General features: G+C 72.6%; 18 protein-coding genes, 2 pseudogenes and 1 riboswitch. Of the genes and pseudogenes, 17 read left to right on the top strand and 3 right to left on the bottom strand.

Annotation, left to right across the window (positions count from 1 at the left end; all coding sequences use genetic code 11):
- The first annotated feature begins 64 nt into the window (after positions 1-64).
- The 4 genes and pseudogenes from H0S67_RS26950 (at position 65) to H0S67_RS19740 (ending at position 2,708) form a co-directional block, all read left to right on the top strand.
- Positions 65-199 (top strand): hypothetical protein, encoded by a 135-nt coding sequence (locus H0S67_RS26950; protein WP_281368899.1) that lies wholly within the window; start codon positions 65-67, stop codon positions 197-199.
- Positions 196-841 (top strand): annotated as a pseudogene (locus tag H0S67_RS28470) (S16 family serine protease). The gene H0S67_RS26950 and the pseudogene H0S67_RS28470 overlap by 4 nt, the downstream one beginning before the upstream one ends.
- An 81-nt stretch (positions 842-922) precedes the next feature.
- Positions 923-1,066, top strand: a riboswitch (SAM riboswitch).
- Positions 1,067-1,076: 10 nt separating this feature from the next.
- Positions 1,077-2,366, top strand: a complete 1,290-nt coding sequence (thrC, locus tag H0S67_RS19745) for a threonine synthase (protein WP_180934423.1) — start codon at positions 1,077-1,079, stop codon at positions 2,364-2,366.
- A gap of 66 nt (positions 2,367-2,432) precedes the next feature.
- Positions 2,433-2,708, top strand: a complete 276-nt coding sequence (locus H0S67_RS19740; protein WP_180934422.1) for a MoaD/ThiS family protein — start codon at positions 2,433-2,435, stop codon at positions 2,706-2,708.
- A gap of 77 nt (positions 2,709-2,785) precedes the next feature.
- On the opposite strand, the gene H0S67_RS19735 is transcribed toward H0S67_RS19740, so the two are convergent.
- Together H0S67_RS19735 and H0S67_RS19730 are read right to left on the bottom strand one after the other, a co-directional pair.
- Positions 2,786-4,003, bottom strand: coding sequence for an RNA polymerase sigma factor (locus H0S67_RS19735; protein WP_180934421.1), 1,218 nt, complete (start codon positions 4,001-4,003; stop codon positions 2,786-2,788).
- Entirely contained in the window at positions 4,000-4,362 is a 363-nt protein-coding gene (locus H0S67_RS19730; RefSeq protein ID WP_180934420.1) for a YciI family protein, read from the bottom strand. Before H0S67_RS19730 ends, H0S67_RS19735 begins: the two co-directional genes overlap by 4 nt.
- Before the next feature lie 127 nt (positions 4,363-4,489).
- On the opposite strand from H0S67_RS19730, the gene H0S67_RS19725 reads away from it, so the two are divergent.
- Positions 4,490-5,332, top strand: a complete 843-nt coding sequence (locus tag H0S67_RS19725) for an SGNH/GDSL hydrolase family protein (RefSeq protein ID WP_180934419.1) — start codon at positions 4,490-4,492, stop codon at positions 5,330-5,332.
- A 52-nt stretch (positions 5,333-5,384) separates the two neighbouring features.
- Positions 5,385-6,236, top strand: coding sequence for an ATP-grasp domain-containing protein (locus tag H0S67_RS19720; protein ID WP_180934418.1), 852 nt, complete (start codon positions 5,385-5,387; stop codon positions 6,234-6,236).
- Between the two features lie 11 nt (positions 6,237-6,247).
- Here the strand turns inward: H0S67_RS19720 and H0S67_RS19715 are convergent, their stop codons facing one another.
- The gene (locus H0S67_RS19715) at positions 6,248-7,174 is read right to left on the bottom strand and encodes a nitronate monooxygenase (RefSeq protein WP_180934417.1); all 927 of its coding nucleotides are present in this window, start codon (positions 7,172-7,174) and stop codon (positions 6,248-6,250) included.
- Positions 7,175-7,241: 67 nt separating this feature from the next.
- Here H0S67_RS19715 and H0S67_RS19710 point away from each other — a divergent pair, with 67 nt between their 5' ends.
- The 11 genes and pseudogenes from H0S67_RS19710 (at position 7,242) to H0S67_RS19660 (ending at position 15,933) form a co-directional block, all read left to right on the top strand.
- Entirely contained in the window at positions 7,242-7,760 is a 519-nt protein-coding gene (locus tag H0S67_RS19710; RefSeq protein WP_246354899.1) for a sigma-70 family RNA polymerase sigma factor, read from the top strand.
- Between the two features lie 16 nt (positions 7,761-7,776).
- Positions 7,777-8,412 carry a hypothetical protein gene (locus H0S67_RS19705; protein ID WP_180934416.1) on the top strand — a complete coding sequence of 212 codons (636 nt, stop codon included), beginning with the start codon at positions 7,777-7,779 and terminating at the stop codon, positions 8,410-8,412.
- A gap of 214 nt (positions 8,413-8,626) precedes the next feature.
- Positions 8,627-8,983, top strand: coding sequence for a hypothetical protein (locus H0S67_RS19700; RefSeq protein WP_180934415.1), 357 nt, complete (start codon positions 8,627-8,629; stop codon positions 8,981-8,983).
- Positions 8,984-9,177: 194 nt separating this feature from the next.
- Positions 9,178-10,805, top strand: a pseudogene (groL, locus tag H0S67_RS19695) (chaperonin GroEL).
- Between the two features lie 134 nt (positions 10,806-10,939).
- Positions 10,940-12,127 (top strand): IS30 family transposase, encoded by a 1,188-nt coding sequence (locus H0S67_RS19690; protein WP_425489836.1) that lies wholly within the window; start codon positions 10,940-10,942, stop codon positions 12,125-12,127.
- Positions 12,128-12,301: 174 nt separating this feature from the next.
- The gene (locus H0S67_RS19685; protein WP_180934414.1) at positions 12,302-12,481 is read left to right on the top strand and encodes a hypothetical protein; all 180 of its coding nucleotides are present in this window, start codon (positions 12,302-12,304) and stop codon (positions 12,479-12,481) included.
- A complete protein-coding gene (locus tag H0S67_RS19680) occupies positions 12,478-13,146 on the top strand; it encodes a cytochrome b N-terminal domain-containing protein (protein ID WP_180934413.1) in 669 nt (222 codons plus the stop codon). Before H0S67_RS19685 ends, H0S67_RS19680 begins: the two co-directional genes overlap by 4 nt.
- A complete protein-coding gene (locus tag H0S67_RS19675) occupies positions 13,139-14,104 on the top strand; it encodes a hypothetical protein (protein ID WP_219635351.1) in 966 nt (321 codons plus the stop codon). The genes H0S67_RS19680 and H0S67_RS19675 overlap by 8 nt, the downstream gene beginning before the upstream one ends.
- Before the next feature lie 67 nt (positions 14,105-14,171).
- The gene (locus H0S67_RS19670; protein WP_180934412.1) at positions 14,172-14,711 is read left to right on the top strand and encodes an RNA polymerase sigma factor; all 540 of its coding nucleotides are present in this window, start codon (positions 14,172-14,174) and stop codon (positions 14,709-14,711) included.
- Entirely contained in the window at positions 14,708-15,379 is a 672-nt protein-coding gene (locus tag H0S67_RS19665; protein WP_180934411.1) for a hypothetical protein, read from the top strand. Before H0S67_RS19670 ends, H0S67_RS19665 begins: the two co-directional genes overlap by 4 nt.
- Positions 15,379-15,933, top strand: coding sequence for a nucleotidyltransferase family protein (locus H0S67_RS19660; RefSeq protein ID WP_180934410.1), 555 nt, complete (start codon positions 15,379-15,381; stop codon positions 15,931-15,933). Before H0S67_RS19665 ends, H0S67_RS19660 begins: the two co-directional genes overlap by 1 nt.
- Positions 15,934-15,957 lie beyond the last annotated feature (24 nt).

Here is a 15,957-nt window from a genome sequence, read left to right as displayed (position 1 = left end):
TCGCCCGCGACTTCCTGCTGCCGCGGCAGCTGGAGGGGCGGCGCTGACGGCGGACGAGGTGACGGTGACCGACGCCGCGCTGCGTGAGCTGGCCGCCAACTACAACGGGGAGGCGGGGGTCCGGCAGATGGAGCGGCTGATCGCCCGCGCGCTGCGCAAGGCCGCCACCCGGCTCGCACTGGGTGAGCGGCACCGCTGACGGTCGACGAGCCCGACCTGCGCGACCTGCTGGGCCGGGCGCGGTTCACCCCGGAGTCGCACGAGCGGACCTCGGTCCCGGGCGTGGCGACCGGGCTGGCCGTGACCGGCCTGGGCGGCGACGTGCTCTTCATCGAGGCGTCCGCCCACGACGGGCCGGCCGGGCTGACCCTGACCGGCCAGCTCGGTGAGGTGATGAAGGAGTCCGCGCAGATCGCGCTGTCGTTCGTGCGGGCGAACGCCGAGCGCCTCGGGTGGACCCGGCCGTGCTCGACCGGGCCATCCACGTCCACGTCCCGGCAGGCGCCGTACCCAAGGACGGGCCGTCGGCGGGCGTGACCATGGTGACCGCGCTGACCTCGCTGGCGACGGGCGCCCGGTGCGCTCCGAGGTGGGCATGACCGGTGAGGTCACCCTCAACGGCCGGGTGCTGCCCATCGGCGGGGTGAAGCAGAAGCTGCTCGCCGCCCAGCGGGCCGGCTTGACCGAGGTGTTCCTGCCCCAGCGCAACGAGGCGGACCTCGACGACGTTCCGGACGACGTCCGCGCCGGCGTCACCGTGCACCTCGTCGGCGACGTGCTCGACGTGGTGACCGGGGCTCTGACCGCGGCCGCCGAGGGCGCCGGCGCGAGCGCCGCCTGAGTCGTCCGACCACCGTGGGCGGGCCGCCCAGCATGCGGACTTGGTGTGCGCATGCTGAGACGGCTCGCCTACAGTGGGTCCTGCTCATCGAGAGGGACTGAGGGAACGGCCCTGTGAAGTCCCGGCAACCGCCGCGAGCTCCTGCCCCGTCCCAGTGCGGACGCAGTCGCGGAAACGGTGCCAATTCCGGCCCGGATGCGAGAGACGCCCCGGGGAAGATGAGAAGGAGGACTTCATGAGCGCCGTCGTCGCCGAGCAGGCATCCACCACCCCCACGTCCGACACGGGGATCCGCGAGGGCGCCTTCGGCAATGCCCGGGCGCTGTCGTGCCGCGAGTGCGGCCACCGGGTCGACCTGGGCCCCCACTACGCGTGTCCGGAGTGCTTCGGACCCCTCGAGATCGCCTACGACTTCCCGGCCGTGACCCGCGAGGAGATCGAGGCCGGCCCCCGCAACATCTGGCGCTACAAGGCGCTGCTGCCGGTGCCGGCGGACATCGAGCAGAGCCCCAACATGGAGCCCGGCTTCACCCGGCTGCTGAAGGCGCACAACCTCGGGCGCGAGCTCGGCATCGACAACCTGTGGGTCAAGGACGACAGCACCAACCCGACCAACTCCTTCAAGGACCGCGTCGTCGCCTGCGCGCTGAGCGCCGCTCGCGAGTTCCACAGCAAGGTCTTCGCCTGCCCGTCGACCGGCAACCTCGCCAACGCCGTGGCCGCCGCCGGCGCCCGCGCCGGGATCAAGACGGTGGTCTTCATCCCGAGCAACCTCGAGCAGCCCAAGCAGGTGAACTCGGCGGTCTACACCGACTCGCTGGTCGCCGTGAACGGCAACTACGACGACGTCAACAAGCTGGCCTCGGAGATCGCGGGCGAGGAGGACGGGTGGGCGTTCGTCAACGTCAACGTCCGCCCCTACTACGCCGAGGGCTCCAAGACACTGGGCTACGAGATCGCCGAGCAGCTCGGCTGGCGGCTGCCCGACCAGATCGTCATCCCGGTCGCCTCGGGCTCCCAGCTCACGAAGGTGCACAAGGCCTTCCAGGAGCTGATCAAGCTCGGCCTGGTCGAGGAGAAGCCCTACAAGGTGTACGGCGCTCAGGCCACCGGCTGCTCCCCGGTCTCGGTCGCCTACAAGGGCGGCGTCGACGCGATCCGGCCGGTCAAGCCGGACACCATCGCCAAGAGCCTGGCCATCGGCAACCCCGCCGACGGCATCTACGTCCTCGACATCTGCCGGGAGACCGGCGGCGCGGTCGAGGACATCAGCGACGACGAGGTCCGCGAGGCGATCGTGCTGCTGGCCCGCACCGAGGGCATCTTCACCGAGACCGCCGGCGGCACCACCGTGGGCGTGCTGAAGAAGCTCGTGGAGAGCGGCCAGCTCGACCCCTCCCTCGAGACCGTCGTCATCAACACGGGCCACGGCCTGAAGACCCTCGACGCGGTCGCCGGCTCGGTCGGGCCCAGGGCGACCATCGACCCGTCGTACGCCGCCTTCACCGCGACCGGTATCGCCTGATCGCCTGCGTCGTCGTAGTTTCAGTCCCAGAGCCGCCTTGTCGGCGCAGTCATCTCGAGGAGAGTCATGAGCGTTTCGGTCCGGATCCCGACCATCCTGCGCACCTACACCGGTGGTGAGTCGGAGGTGAGCGCCGAGGGTGGCACCCTCTCCGAGGTGCTGGACAACCTCGACGCCCACTACGCCGGCATCAAGGGCCGGATCCTCGACGAGGGCGGCGACCTGCGCCGGTTCGTGAACGTGTACGTCGGCAACGACGACGTCCGCTTCCTCGACAACCTGGGCACCGCCACCCCCGACGGCACCCAGATCTCGGTGATCCCCGCGGTGGCGGGCGGCTGAGTCCCCGTCGCATGTAACGCTCCGTTAGGGACTCTGGAACCCGCGCAGAAGGGGTCCACAGACTCCCTGACGGAGCGTTACAGCTGTTGGCGCCGCTCGATCAGGTGCGCCCGCTCGGCCAGGTTGGTGCACCGGCCGATGGCCTCGTCGTACGCCGTGCGGGCTTCGGCGGGGCGGCCGGCGCGGGCGAGGAGCTCGGCCCGGGCGGCGGGGAGCCGGTGGCCGGGCAGCGCCAGTCCGTCGAGGAGAGCCAGACCGGCCAGCGGGCCGTCGGCCTCGGCGACCGCGACGGCCCGGTTGAGCCGCACGACCGGCGAGCCGGTGAGGTCCTCCAGCTCCCGGTAGCGCGCGGCGATCCGCGGCCAGTCGGTCGCCTCCGGAGTCGGCGCGATCGCGTGCTCGGCGGCGATCAGCGCCTGGAGGAGGTACGGCGCGGGCGGCGCGTCGACGAGCGGGCTGAGCAGGTCGAAGGCCTCCGCGGCCTCCTCGGGATGCCACCTCCCGCGGTCCTGGTCCGGCAGCAGCACCGGCCGACCCTCCCGGACCCGCGCGTCCCGGCGGGAGTGCTGGATCAGCATCAGGGCCAGCAGCGCGTCCAGCTCGCCGCGCCCCGCGAACGACGCCGGCAGCAGCGAGCGCAGCACCCGGACCAGCCGGATCGCCTCGGCCGCGACGTCGGCCCGCAGCACGTCGTCGCCCGAGCCGGGCGCGTAGCCGGTCGTGAACGCCAGGTAGGCCACGTCGGCCACCACGCCGACCCGCGACTCCAGCTCCGCCCCGGACGGTACGACGAACCGCTCGCCGGCGATCTTCTTGCGGGCCCGGGTCAGGCGTGCCGCCATCGTCGGCGGACTCACCAGGAACAGCCGGGCGACGTCCTCGGTCGGCACCCCGAGCACCAGCCGCAGCGTGAGGGCCGCGGCGGAGGCGGGCGGGAGCGTCGGGTGCGCGCACAGCAGCACCAGCCGCAGCCGCTCGTCACGCACCTGCTCGCCCGCATCGGCCATCACCCGCTGCGCCTCCTCCTGCAGGCCGGCCTCGACCACGAGCAGGGGCACGGTGCGCGCGGCGACGGCGTCGTGGCGCAGCCGGTCGGTGATGCGCCGTCGTGCGGTGGTGAGCAGCCAGGCCGGCGGGTTGTCGGGCACGCCCGTGGCCGGCCAGGTGCGGGCTGCCGCCTCGAAGGCGTCGGCCAGCCCGTCCTCGGCCAGGTCCAGGCGCCGGTACTGCGCGACGAGCAGGGCCAGCAGCCGGCCCCACTCGTCGCGCAGGACCTCGGAGAGCGCGTCGGTCACGCGTTCCCGGAGTGGTCCACGGTGCCGCGGACCTCGACGGCGCCCCCGGCACCGGCGAGCAGCCCGGCCACCTGCAGCAGGTCGTCGAGGTCGTCGGTGTCGACGACGTAGAAGCCGGTGAGCTGCTCGACGGTCTCGGCGTACGGCCCGTCGGTCACGGTCACCGCGTCGAGGTCGCCGCGGACGACCTTGGCCTCACGCGAGTGCGTGAGCTCGTTGCCTCCGGTGACCTTGTGGCCCCGCTCGGCCAGCAGGCGGGCGAACTCGCCGTGCTTGGCGTACATCTGCGCCTTCTGCTCCTCGGTGGCGGCCGCCCAGGTGCTCTCGTTGCCCGGCAGCAGCACGACGTACTCGGTCATGGTGGGTCCTCTCGATCTCCTGCGTGTGAGTCTGACACCGGGATGACGGGCGAGGGCGACCGAAATCGACACCGCCCGCACACGGGATCGTCGGCGCCCGTTCAGGTCGACGTGCTTCAACGTCCCCATGACCCCATCCCGCGACCGCCGTGCCCTGCTCGTCATCACCGCCGCCGGGGCCCTGGTGGCGGGCGGCGGCCTGAGGTACGGCGCCCGAGAGCTCCTGCACCGCCAGGCCGAGGCCGCGCGCCGCGTGGTCGGCAAGCCCCTCGGCGAGGTGGCCCCGCGGGCGGACGGCCGCTACAAGAAGAAGTACGGCGACCCGCTCGAGCTGCTCGTCCTGGGCGACTCGATCGCCGCCGGTCTCGGGGCCGACCTGCCCAAGGAGACGCTGGGCGCGCGGCTGGCCACCCGGCTGGCGAAGGCGACCCACCGCACCGTGCACCTGACCACTGCCGCCCGGGTCGGCTCGGAGTCCTCGATGCTGGCTGGGCAGCTAGCCGGGCTGGCGGCGTCGTACCGCCCGGACGTCGCCGTCATCGTCGTCGGCGGCAACGACGTCACGCACCGCGTCCCGGTGGGTGAGTCGGTCCGCCACCTCGAGGACGCCATCACCGATCTGCGCGAGCGGGGCGCCGCGGTCGTGGTCGGCACCTGTCCCGACCTGGGGGCGCTGCGTCCGGTGCCGCAGCCGTTGCGGGCCCTCGGCTCTCGTGCCTCCCGGCAGTTGGCGCGGGCCCAGGAGGCGGCCGCGGTCCGCTGCGGGGCGCACGCCGTGTCGCTCGCCCACGTGGTGGGGCCCTTCTTCATCACCAACCCCGACGAGATGTTCAGCCTGGACCGGTTCCACCCCAGCGCCATCGGCTACAAGCGGACCGCGAAGGCGATCCTGCCGTCGGTGCTGGCCGCGCTCGGCCTGGAGGACGCGGTGTCGTTCGGGCACCGCCCGCCCGAGGTCGGACGGCCCTGAAGGTGCCGTAACCCGGGTGCGGCCCGCGCCGGGAGCGCCTAGCCTCGCGAGCGTGACGCGCGTGCTCCTGGCCACCTTCTGCCTGCTGCCCGACGGGGAGCCCGGTGGCGACCACCTGGTGGCGGCCCTCGCCGCGCGCGGCCTCGAGGCCCGATGGGTCAGCTGGGACGACCCGAACGTCGACTGGGCCGCTGCCGACCTGGTCGCGGTCCGGGCCACGTGGGACTACCACCGCCGCTGCGCGGACTTCCTGGCCTGGGCGCGGAAGGTCGACGCTGCGACCACGCTGCTGAACGGCGCGGACGTCTTCGCCTGGAACGCCGACAAGGCCTACCTCGTCGCCCTCGCCGACCGGCTGCCCGTCGTACCGTCGCTGCTCGTCGACGACTCCGACCTGGCCGGCGGGCTGCGCGCCGGGCTCGAGCGCTTCGGCCCCGTCGTCGTCAAGGCCCGCACCGGCGCGAGCGGGATCGGGGTCGTGCAGGCCGAGCGCACCGACGACCACCGGCTGAGCGGGCTCACCGCCGGCCCGTGGATCGTGCAGCCGCTGGTGGAGTCGGTCCGCACGCGGGGGGAGACCTCGGTCTTCGTCCTCGACGGCGTGGCCGTCTCCCAGGTCGAGAAGCTGCCGGGCGGCGACGAGATCCGCGTGCACGAGCAGTTCGGCGGTGTGACCCGCCCGGTGCCGCTCGGGGAAGAGACCGCGGCGGTGGCGGTGGCGGCGATGGACGAGGTGGCGACCCTGTTCGGCGGCCCGCTCGACTACGGCCGGGTCGACCTCATGGAGCACGAGGGCCGGCTGGTCGTCAGCGAGCTGGAGCTCATCGAGCCCGGCCTCTACCTCGACGTGCTGCCCGAGAACGCCGAGCCGTTCGCCGACCTCGTGGCCGCGCGCCTCGAGTAAGGCCTCACGGGCTACCCGGCCGAGGGCGGGTCCAGCGCGCGGGCGAACCCGGCAACCACCTCGGCCGCGGTCGTCTCGCCGGTGAGCGCGGCGACGCCCTGGCCGGCGTACACGTGGGCGACGGAGAAGTCCCCGTCGGCGACTGCCGCGCGGAAGCGGGCGCGGGCCGCGTCGTCGATCTCGTCCTCGCGCCCCACCCACTCGTCGAAGAACGCGTTGGCCACCGCCCGCCCGCCGAACTCCGGCGGCCAGTCGGCCGCCTGGGCCCGGTCGAAGACGCGGCCGTAGCCGGTCTGCTCGGCCGCGAAGAGGGTGGCCTTCGCGGCGGCCGAGCCGGCGGCCTCCACGCACCCGAGGAACGCCGTGCCGACCCAGGCCCCGGCGGCACCCGCGGCCAGCACCGCGGCCAGCCCCCGGTGGTCGAGGATGCCGCCGGCGGCGTAGACGGGCCTGGTGGTGCGGTCGAGCACCAGCTGGAGCAGCGGCAGGGTGCCCATGGCGTCCCGCCCGTGCCCGCCGCCCTCGGCACCGCGGACGACGACCACGTCCACATCCGCCGCCGCCTCGGCCTCCTCCAGGTCGGCCGGCGAACAGACCTGCGTCGCCGTCAGGATGCCGGCCGCGCGCAACCGCCGCACCGGCTCGGCGTACGGCCCGAAGCTCACGGACGCGAGCGTCGGGCGCAGCTCGAGCACGGCCTCGAGCTGCTCCGGCGCCGTGGCCAGCGCCCAGGCCAGCAGCCCGACGCCGTACGGCGTCCCGCCCTCCCCGGCGATCGCGGCCTCCCGCCTGATCCAGCCGGCGTCGGACGTCGGGGAGACACCCACCATCCCGAGTGCCCCGGCCCGGCTGATCGCGTGGGGCCGCCCGCCGGCCGGGCCGGCCATCGGTGCACCGATCAGGGGGACGGGCGTGCGGAGCGGTGCCGGTGGTTGCATGCGTGCCACGCTAGGGATCCGGCCCGCGGACGCCAACCTTTCCGGAGAGGTCTGCGTTGATGGGGGCATGAGCACGATCGGGGGACCGGCGCCGGTGGACGACCACGAGGCGTTCACGCGGTGGGCGACCGAGCGCCAGCGGGCGCTGCTGCGCACGGCCCTGCTCGTGACGGGCGACCACCACCGCGCCGAGGACCTGGTCCAGGAGGCGCTGACCCAGGTCGCCCTGCGCTGGCGGCGGCTGCACAGCGGACACCCCGACGCCTACGCCCGCCAGGTCATCGTTCGCGGCAACATCTCCTGGTGGCGGCGCCACCGCCGTGAGGTGGTCGCGGACCCACCGGAGGCCGGGACGGACACCGGGGCGGCGGCGGGCGCGGAGGTCACCGCGGACCGCCGGCTGGCCCTGGACCGGGCGCTGGCCGCGTTGACCCCGAAGCAGCGAGCGGTGATCGTGCTCCGCTTCTACGAGGACCTCACCGAGCGGACACCGCCGACGCTCTCGGCATCGGCACCGGCACGGTCAAGAGCCAGACCCACGTGGCGCTGCGCCGCCTCCGAGAGAGCTCACCCCACCTCGCCGTGATGCTGGAGGACCTGCGATGACCGACCACGAGCTCCGGGAGCTGCTGCACGAGCGGGTCGCCGACGTCGGCATGCCCGACCTGTCCGAGGTCGCCTGGCAGCGCGCCACGCGGATCCGCCGCCGGCGTGCCGTCATGGCCGTCACCGCGGCCGTGGCGGTCGTGGCCGTCGGGTCGGTCGCGGTCGCGGGCGGCCCGGGCGGTGACCGGTCGACCGGGCCCGTCACCCAGCTGCCGTCGCCCACGACGACCTCCGTGCCGACCCCGCCGACGCCCACGAAGACGGGCACGCGGCCCGACGGCCACTACCGGGGGTGGCCGGTCTACTGGGGTCCGCTCGCCTCGCAGGAGTCCGACCTGCCGCAGGTCGCCTCCCCACTGCCGTCCGTGATCGACCTGTCGGCGCCGACCACGGACGTCGCCGACGACCCGATCGATGCCGCGCTCGCGGCGTACGCACTCATCGACGACAACGGCGGGCAGCGGCTGCTGCTCCTCGCCCCCGACGGTTCGCTGCGCACGGTCGACACCTCCCGAGTCGCGCCGTACGACGACGGCTCCGGCGACGACATCTCGATCGCCCACGACTCACTGCTCTCGCCCACGGGGGAGTACCTCTCGCCTTCCCGCAGCCGGGCCACGTCCTCGTGCTGACCCTGGCCACCGGCGCGTGGCGGTCGGTCGACACCGGCGACCGTCCCACCACGACCCTGCACTGGATGGGCAACACCGACCTGTGGCTCCCGCCGACCACCCAGGGCGGGGACGGGCCGATGTACTCCGTGCTGGACGGGCGGCGCTCGGGGCCACGAACGTCGCGGCGCCGGCGGGCCCGTCCAGCGCCGGGGGGCCGTACGGTCGCTGGCGGATGGGCCCCCTCGGGACCGCGCAGAGCTGGGGCCGGTTCGCCGGGCTGCCGGTGTCCTCGGACCAGGTCACGCCCTCGCAGGCGCTGGTCGTCGAGGGCGACGCACCGGCTCACGACGCGCTGCTGGTGCTCGGTTCGGCCTCGACGCCCGACGCCGACCAGCGGCCGGACTTCTGCTGCGGCGTGGAGTTCTGGCTCGACTCCGACACGATCGTGTACGAGTCGCAGACGCAGCCCCGGCGACTGGTGTCCTGGCGGGTCGGGACCCACGACCTCGGCCGGGTGTCGTCGATCGTGGGCTTCGACCCCGACCGGGAGTTCCTGGTCTCGAGCTACGCCCGGATCTGGGATCGGTAGGACTGTTTGCACTCGCCCACCCCGAGTGCTAAACATGTGACTGGCACTCTCCTCAAGAGAGTGCCACCACCGGACCGGGGAGTTGAGGTCTGAAGCGTCGGCGGGAAGGGTCCGCCGGGTCAGCCAGGCCGTCCGTCGCGGGCAACGAGCCGGACCGTCCAACGAACTCTTCAATGCGAAGGATCGCAGGAGTTATGCCGAAGCTGATTGCATTCGACGAGGAGGCCCGGCGCGGTCTCGAGCGTGGCATGAACACGCTCGCCGACGCCGTCAAGGTCACCCTCGGCCCCAAGGGCCGCAACGTCGTGCTCGAGAAGAAGTGGGGCGCGCCCACCATCACCAACGATGGTGTGAGCATCGCCAAGGAGATCGAGCTCGAGGACCCGTACGAGAAGATCGGGGCCGAGCTCGTCAAGGAAGTCGCCAAGAAGACCGACGACGTCGCCGGTGACGGCACGACGACCGCGACCGTCCTGGCCCAGGCCATGGTCCGCGAGGGTCTGCGCAACGTGGCCGCGGGTGCGAACCCGATGAGCCTCAAGCGCGGCATCGAGGCGGCCGTCGCCGCCGTGTCCGAGCAGCTGCTCGGCATGGCCAAGGACGTCGAGACCAAGGAGCAGATCGCCTCCACGGCCTCGATCTCGGCCGCGGACACCACCGTCGGCGAGATCATCGCCGAGGCGATGGACAAGGTCGGCAAGGAAGGCGTCATCACCGTCGAGGAGTCGAACACCTTCGGGCTCGACCTCGAGCTCACCGAGGGCATGCGCTTCGACAAGGGCTACATCTCGGCGTACTTCGTCACCGACCCCGAGCGCATGGAGACGGTCCTCGAGGACCCCTACATCCTCATCGCCAACTCCAAGGTCAGCTCGGTCAAGGACCTGCTGCCGCTGCTGGAGAAGGTCATGCAGTCGGGCAAGCCGCTGGTCATCATCGCCGAGGACGTCGACGGCGAGGCCCTGTCCACGCTGGTCGTCAACAAGATCCGTGGCACCTTCAAGTCCGTCGCCGTCAAGGCTCCGGGCTTCGGTGACCGCCGCAAGGCCATGCTGCAGGACATCGCGATCCTGACCGGTGGCCAGGTCATCTCCGAGGAGGTCGGCCTCAAGCTGGAGAACGCCGGCGTCGAGCTGCTCGGCCAGGCCCGCAAGGTCGTCATCACCAAGGACGAGACCACCATCGTCGAGGGCTCGGGCGACGCCGACCAGATCGCCGGTCGCGTCAACCAGATCCGCGCCGAGATCGAGAAGTCCGACTCCGACTACGACCGCGAGAAGCTGCAGGAGCGCCTGGCCAAGCTGGCCGGTGGTGTTGCGGTCATCAAGGTCGGCGCGGCCACCGAGGTCGAGCTCAAGGAGCGCAAGCACCGCATCGAGGACGCCGTGCGCAACGCGAAGGCGGCCGTCGAGGAGGGCATCGTCGCCGGCGGTGGCGTGGCGCTCGTCCAGGCTTCGGCCGAGGCGTTCGCCAAGCTCGAGCTCGAGGGTGACGAGGCCACCGGTGCGCAGATCGTGCGCTTCGCGACCGAGGCCCCGCTCAAGCAGATCGCGATCAACGCCGGCCTCGAGGGCGGCGTCGTGGCGGAGAAGGTGCGCAACCTGACCCCGGGCCACGGCCTGAACGCGGCCACCGGCGAGTACGTCGACATGATCGCCGAGGGCATCATCGACCCCGCCAAGGTGACCCGGTCGGCGCTGCAGAACGCCGCCTCGATCGCGGCGCTCTTCCTCACCACCGAGGCCGTCGTGGCCGACAAGCCCGAGAAGGCCGCCCCATGGGTGGCGACCCGTCGGGCGGCATGGGCGGCATGGACTTCTGATCCGCCGCTCCACCCAGCACCACCAGCAGGGCCCCGGTCTTCGGACCGGGGCCCTGCTGTCGTGTGGGCCGCTGCTTGTAACGCTCCGTACTTGTAACGCTCCTTGGGTTCGAAGGGTCGTTGCACCACTCGTCGTGAGGAGTGGTGTGGTGACCGTCGATCGTGCGACCCGTCAGGTGTTCTGGGAGGCGATCCGGTCGGGGTCGTGGGTGAGTGATGCGGCCGGTGCCGCGGGCGTGTCTCGCGGCACCGGGCAACGGATGTTCCGCCACTTTGGCGGGGTGATGGAGCCCTGCAGCCGCCCCAGCGGGCGTTTCTTGTCGCCAGCCGAGCGTGAGGAGATCGCGATCCTGCACGCCCAGCAGCACGGCGTGCGCGAGATCGCGCGCCGGATCGGACGCCCACACTCCACGGTGAGCCGGGAGCTGGCCCGCAACCGCAACGTCGACGGCACATACCGGGCCGGGACCGCACAAGCCCGGGCCGAGCGCCGCGCCCGGCGACCCAAGCCGGGCAAGCTCGCCACGCACCCGCGACTGCGGGCCTACGTCGGGGAGAAACTGACCACCCTGCAGTGGTCGCCAGAACAGATCAGTCACGCTCTACGGGTGGAGTTCCCCGACGACCCGGACATGCGCTGCTGCCCCGAAACGATCTACCGCTCCCTGTTCGTCCAGGGCCGCGGCGAGCTGCGCCGGGAACTGGCCGCGCACCTGCGCACCGGCCGCGACCAGCGCAAGCCCCAACGACGCCCCGAACATCGCAAGGGCCGGCTGGTCGACCCGATCCCCATCAGCCAGCGCCCCGCCGAGGCCAACGACCGGGCCGTGCCCGGGCACTGGGAGGGCGACCTGATCCTGGGCCGGTCAGGCGGCTCGGCGATCGGCACCCTGGTCGAACGCTCCACCCGGTTCGTGCTGCTGGTCCACCTGCCCGGCCGGCGTACCGCCGTGGACTTCAAGGACGCCCTGGTCCCGGTCATCGCGACCCTGCCCGAGCAGCTGCGCCGATCCCTGACCTGGGACCAGGGCAAGGAGATGGCCCTGCACAAGCAGATCGCCCTCGAGGCCGACATCCCGATCTACTTCTGCGACCCACGCAGCCCCTGGCAACGCGGCAGCAACGAGAACACCAACGGCCTGCTGCGCCAGTACTTCCCCAAGGACGTCAGCCTGCGCCAGTTCACCCCCACCGACCTCGACGAAGTCGCCCGCAAGCTCAACAGCCGACCCCGCAAGACCCTCGACTGGGCCACCCCCGCCCAACGCCTCGAGGAACTACTCTGCGGGCATCAGATCAGCCGTGGTGCAACGACCGGCTGAAACCGCCGAGCGTTACAAGCAGGGGCAGCGCTCCGGCGGCCGGCGGAACGGGTCCCGGCCGGGACGGACCGACGGCATCGGGCGGGGTGACCATCGGCACTGTGGATGCCGGTAGGCGCGGTCGGATCGTGGGCACCAGAGGCCCTGGCTCCCGGGGCCACGGAGGTGGCCAGCATGAGCATTCACGACACGGCTCTCACCGCCGGGCACTACTTCGACTGGGGCGTCATCAGCGTCAGCGTCACCAACCTCTCGATCATCATCGCGATGATCGTGGTCTTCGTCCTCGCGATCCTGCTGCCGTTCCCGCACGCCCGCCAGGACGACGACCTCGAGCGGCAGGACCGGCCATGAGCACCCAGCAGCGGGTGGTGCCCGCGGGCTCCACCACGGGCGGCAGCTGGACGGCGTGGCTGCGGACGCGGATCGTCGGCCTGGTGCCGGAGGGGCAGGCCCTGCCGGACCGGCAGCCGGCGTACGTCGCCTCCTGGATCTACGTCTTCGGGGTCCTCACCCTGGCCGCCCTGGTGGTGGTCGTGGGCTCGGGCCTGGCGCTCGCCGTCGGAGGCTCGGCGTGGTGGCACACCTCGTCGTTCGGGCACTTCATCAACTCCATGCACCTGTGGAGCGTCGAGCTGTTCTTCGCGGTCATGGTGATCCACCTGTGGGGCAAGTTCTGGATGGCCGCCTGGCGCGGCAAGCGGGCGCTGACCTGGATGACCGGCGTCGTGGCCTTCGTGGCCTCGATCGGTACGGCGTTCACCGGCTACCTCTCCCAGTCCAACTTCGACTCCCAGTGGATCAGCGGCGAGGCCAAGGACGGCATCAACTCGATCGGCGCCGGTGCGTACTTCAACGTCCTCAACCCCGGCCAGATGCTGATGTGGCACGTGGTCCTGCTGCCCCTGGCCGTCGGCGTGATCGCGGTCCTGCACGTGATCCTGGTCCGCCGGCACGGCGTGGTGCCGCCGCTGGACGCCGACCTCCCGGAGCACGCTTCGGAACGGGCGGGTGACTGAGATGGCCACCGTCACCGCCCCCCGGCGTACCGCGCACCCGACCCCGGACTCCCACGACTTCCCGACCCGCCACTACGACCTGGTCAAGGAGTTCGTCATCGCGCTCGCGGTGATGGCCCTGCTGACCACCGTGCTGGCAGCGATCTTCTCCTCGCCGGACGAGAAGGCCATCACGATGAAGGACTGGGCCGAGGCCGACCCCGCCGACGTGGTGGCCACGGCGACCGGGGAGCTCGCCGGCACGACCACGAGCGCGACGTACGGCGCGCCGTACAACCACGCCAGCGACGGACAGAAGGTGCTCGGCATCCCGCTGCAGAAGTGGGGCGGGGTCAGGATCCCGGTCAACTCGCAGGACCTGGTCCTGCAACCCCTCTCCGACGCCGTCGTCGCGCCGGTCGTCAGCCAGGCCCTCGCCCAGTGGCGCTCGGCCTCGCCGAGCCAGCAGACGGCGTGGGCCACGGCGTACGCCGACGCGCTGGCCAAGGCCCCGAACGGTGACCCGACGCAGGTGGCCAAGGGCGACTACGGCCCGGTGCCGGTCCTGTCGCTGAGCCTGCTGGCGCTGGCGAAGTCGGGCAGCCTGGAGGGGAGCCTGACCGCCTCCGGCAACTTCTACGGCGGCGACCAGACCCGGTCGGTGCTGCTGCTCTCCGACGGCGCCTACCTGGAGGACCAGGCGGTCGCGCAGCACCTGGGCGGTGACCAGTGGGGGATGATGAACGAGACCGGCAACTACCCCGGGCAGCCGTGGATGTGGCTGTACACGTTCTGGTACCAGGTCAAGCCGTTCTCCACCTCGCCCAACGCCGACGCCCAGGTGTGGGCGCTGATGATGGTGCTGACCCTCGGGCTCCTGCTGCTGCCGTTCATCCCCGGGCTGCGGTCGATCCCGCGCTGGGTCCCGGTGCACCGGCTGATCTGGCGGGACTACTACAGGACCCACCCCCGGGAGTGAGGACGCGACAGGTCGGCGTGTCCCACGTGCCGACGAGCGACGGGCCGGCGTGTGTGAAGGTAAAGGCGTGGACGCGCAGACCCGCCGGGACCGCTTCGAGGAGATCGCGCCTGACCTGATCGAGCCGCTGCGGCGGTTCCTGGCGCGTCGTACCGACCCCGCGACCGCGGACGACGTCCTGTCCGAGACCCTCCTGGTCTGCTGGCGCCGCCTCGACGAGCTGCCGGCCGAGCCGCTGCCGTGGGCCTACGGCGTCGCCCGCAACTGCCTGACCAACGCCCAGCGCGGGCACCGCCGGCAGGAGCGGGTGGCCGCCAGGATCGCCGTCGTCGACCCGCCGCCGGAGACCACGTCCGGGCCGGGCGCGACCGGCGGGGACGGGGCCCTCGAGGAGGCGCTGGCCGCCCTGCGACCCGAGGAGGCCGAGCTGCTCCGCCTGTGGGCCTGGGAGCAGCTGACGCCGGCGGAGATCGCGGCCGTCCTCGAGATCACGCCGAATGCCGCCAGCATCCGCCTGCACCGGGCGCGGGAGAAGCTGCGCGACCAGCTGCGAAAGATCGAGCAGCCGGCCGGACATGAGGAGTCGAGAGAGAGGAGGCGGTCGTGAGCGACCACTGGGACGACGACCCTGAGCTGCGTGACCGCCTGCGGTCCGCCGACCCGGCCTCCTCCCTGCCACCGGCCGACCCGGCACGGGCCGCCCGACTCCTGGAGGACACCATGAGCAGTTCCACCGACACCCCCACCGACGAGCTGGTCCTCACCGAGTCCCGGGAGACCGGCACGCGCAGCCGCGGGCCGCTCACCTGGCTGGTGGCCGCCGCCGCGATCGTCCTCATCGTCGGCGTGGGCGTCTTCGGGCTGCTCAACCACGACTCGCAGCACGACAAGGTCCCGGCGGCCGGCGGACCGACGACGGTCACCCGGCTGCAGGCGCCGGCGCCCGCGGCGTACCAGGCCCGCTGCATGGTGCCCACCGCCCCGATGATCGCCCAGCAGTCGGTCGCGTTCGCGGGCACCGTCGAGGGCATCAGCGGTGACGTCGTCACGCTGCGCCCGACGCACTTCTACGCCGGGACCCCGACCGACCTGGTCAAGGTGCAGGCGCCTCCGGCGGCCGACCTCCAGGCGCTGATCCAGGCGGTGCACTTCAAGCAGGGCGAGCGCTACCTGGTCTCCGCGACCCGGGGTGAGGTGACCATCTGCGGCTTCAGCGCCCCCTGGTCGCCGGAGCTCGCCGGCCTCTACGCCCAGGCCTTCCCGGCACGACGCTGATGATCCAGGGGGTCCTGCTGGCGGCGGGGGCCGGGCGGCGGATGGGGATGCCCAAGGCGCTCGTGCACGACGAGGCGGGCGAGGCCTGGCTGCTCCGCTGCGTGGAGGCGCTGCGCGGGGGCGGCTGCGAGGACGTGACTGTCGTGCTCGGCGCGGCCGTCGACGAGGCGCTGCCCCTGCTCGACGGCGCCCGTGTCGACGTGGTGGTGGCCGCGGACTGGGCCGAGGGGATGGGGGCCTCGCTGCGCGCCGGCCTCGGCTCGCTGGGCCCCGGAGCGGAGGCCGCCCTGGTCACGCTGGTGGACCTCCCCGACGTCGGGCCCGACGTCGTACGCCGGGTGGCCGCGGCCGCGGACGGTCCCGGTGTGCTCGCCCGCGCGGCGTACGACGGGGTGCCCGGCCACCCCGTCCTGCTGGGCCGCGACCACTGGAACGGTGTGAGGGAGTCCGCCACCGGCGACAAGGGCGCCCGTGACTACCTCGCGGGCCGCCAGGTGACCCTCGTCGAGTGCGGGGACCTCGCCACCGGGCGCGACCGGGACACGCCCGGCTGACCCTCGGCCCCCGGTCGGCAGGGC

The organism is Nocardioides ungokensis, assembly GCF_013466985.1.
GTDB lineage: Bacteria > Actinomycetota > Actinomycetes > Propionibacteriales > Nocardioidaceae > Nocardioides > Nocardioides ungokensis.
The sequence above is the reverse complement of the archived record's forward strand: the minus strand, read 5'-3'. Positions and strand labels throughout refer to the sequence as shown.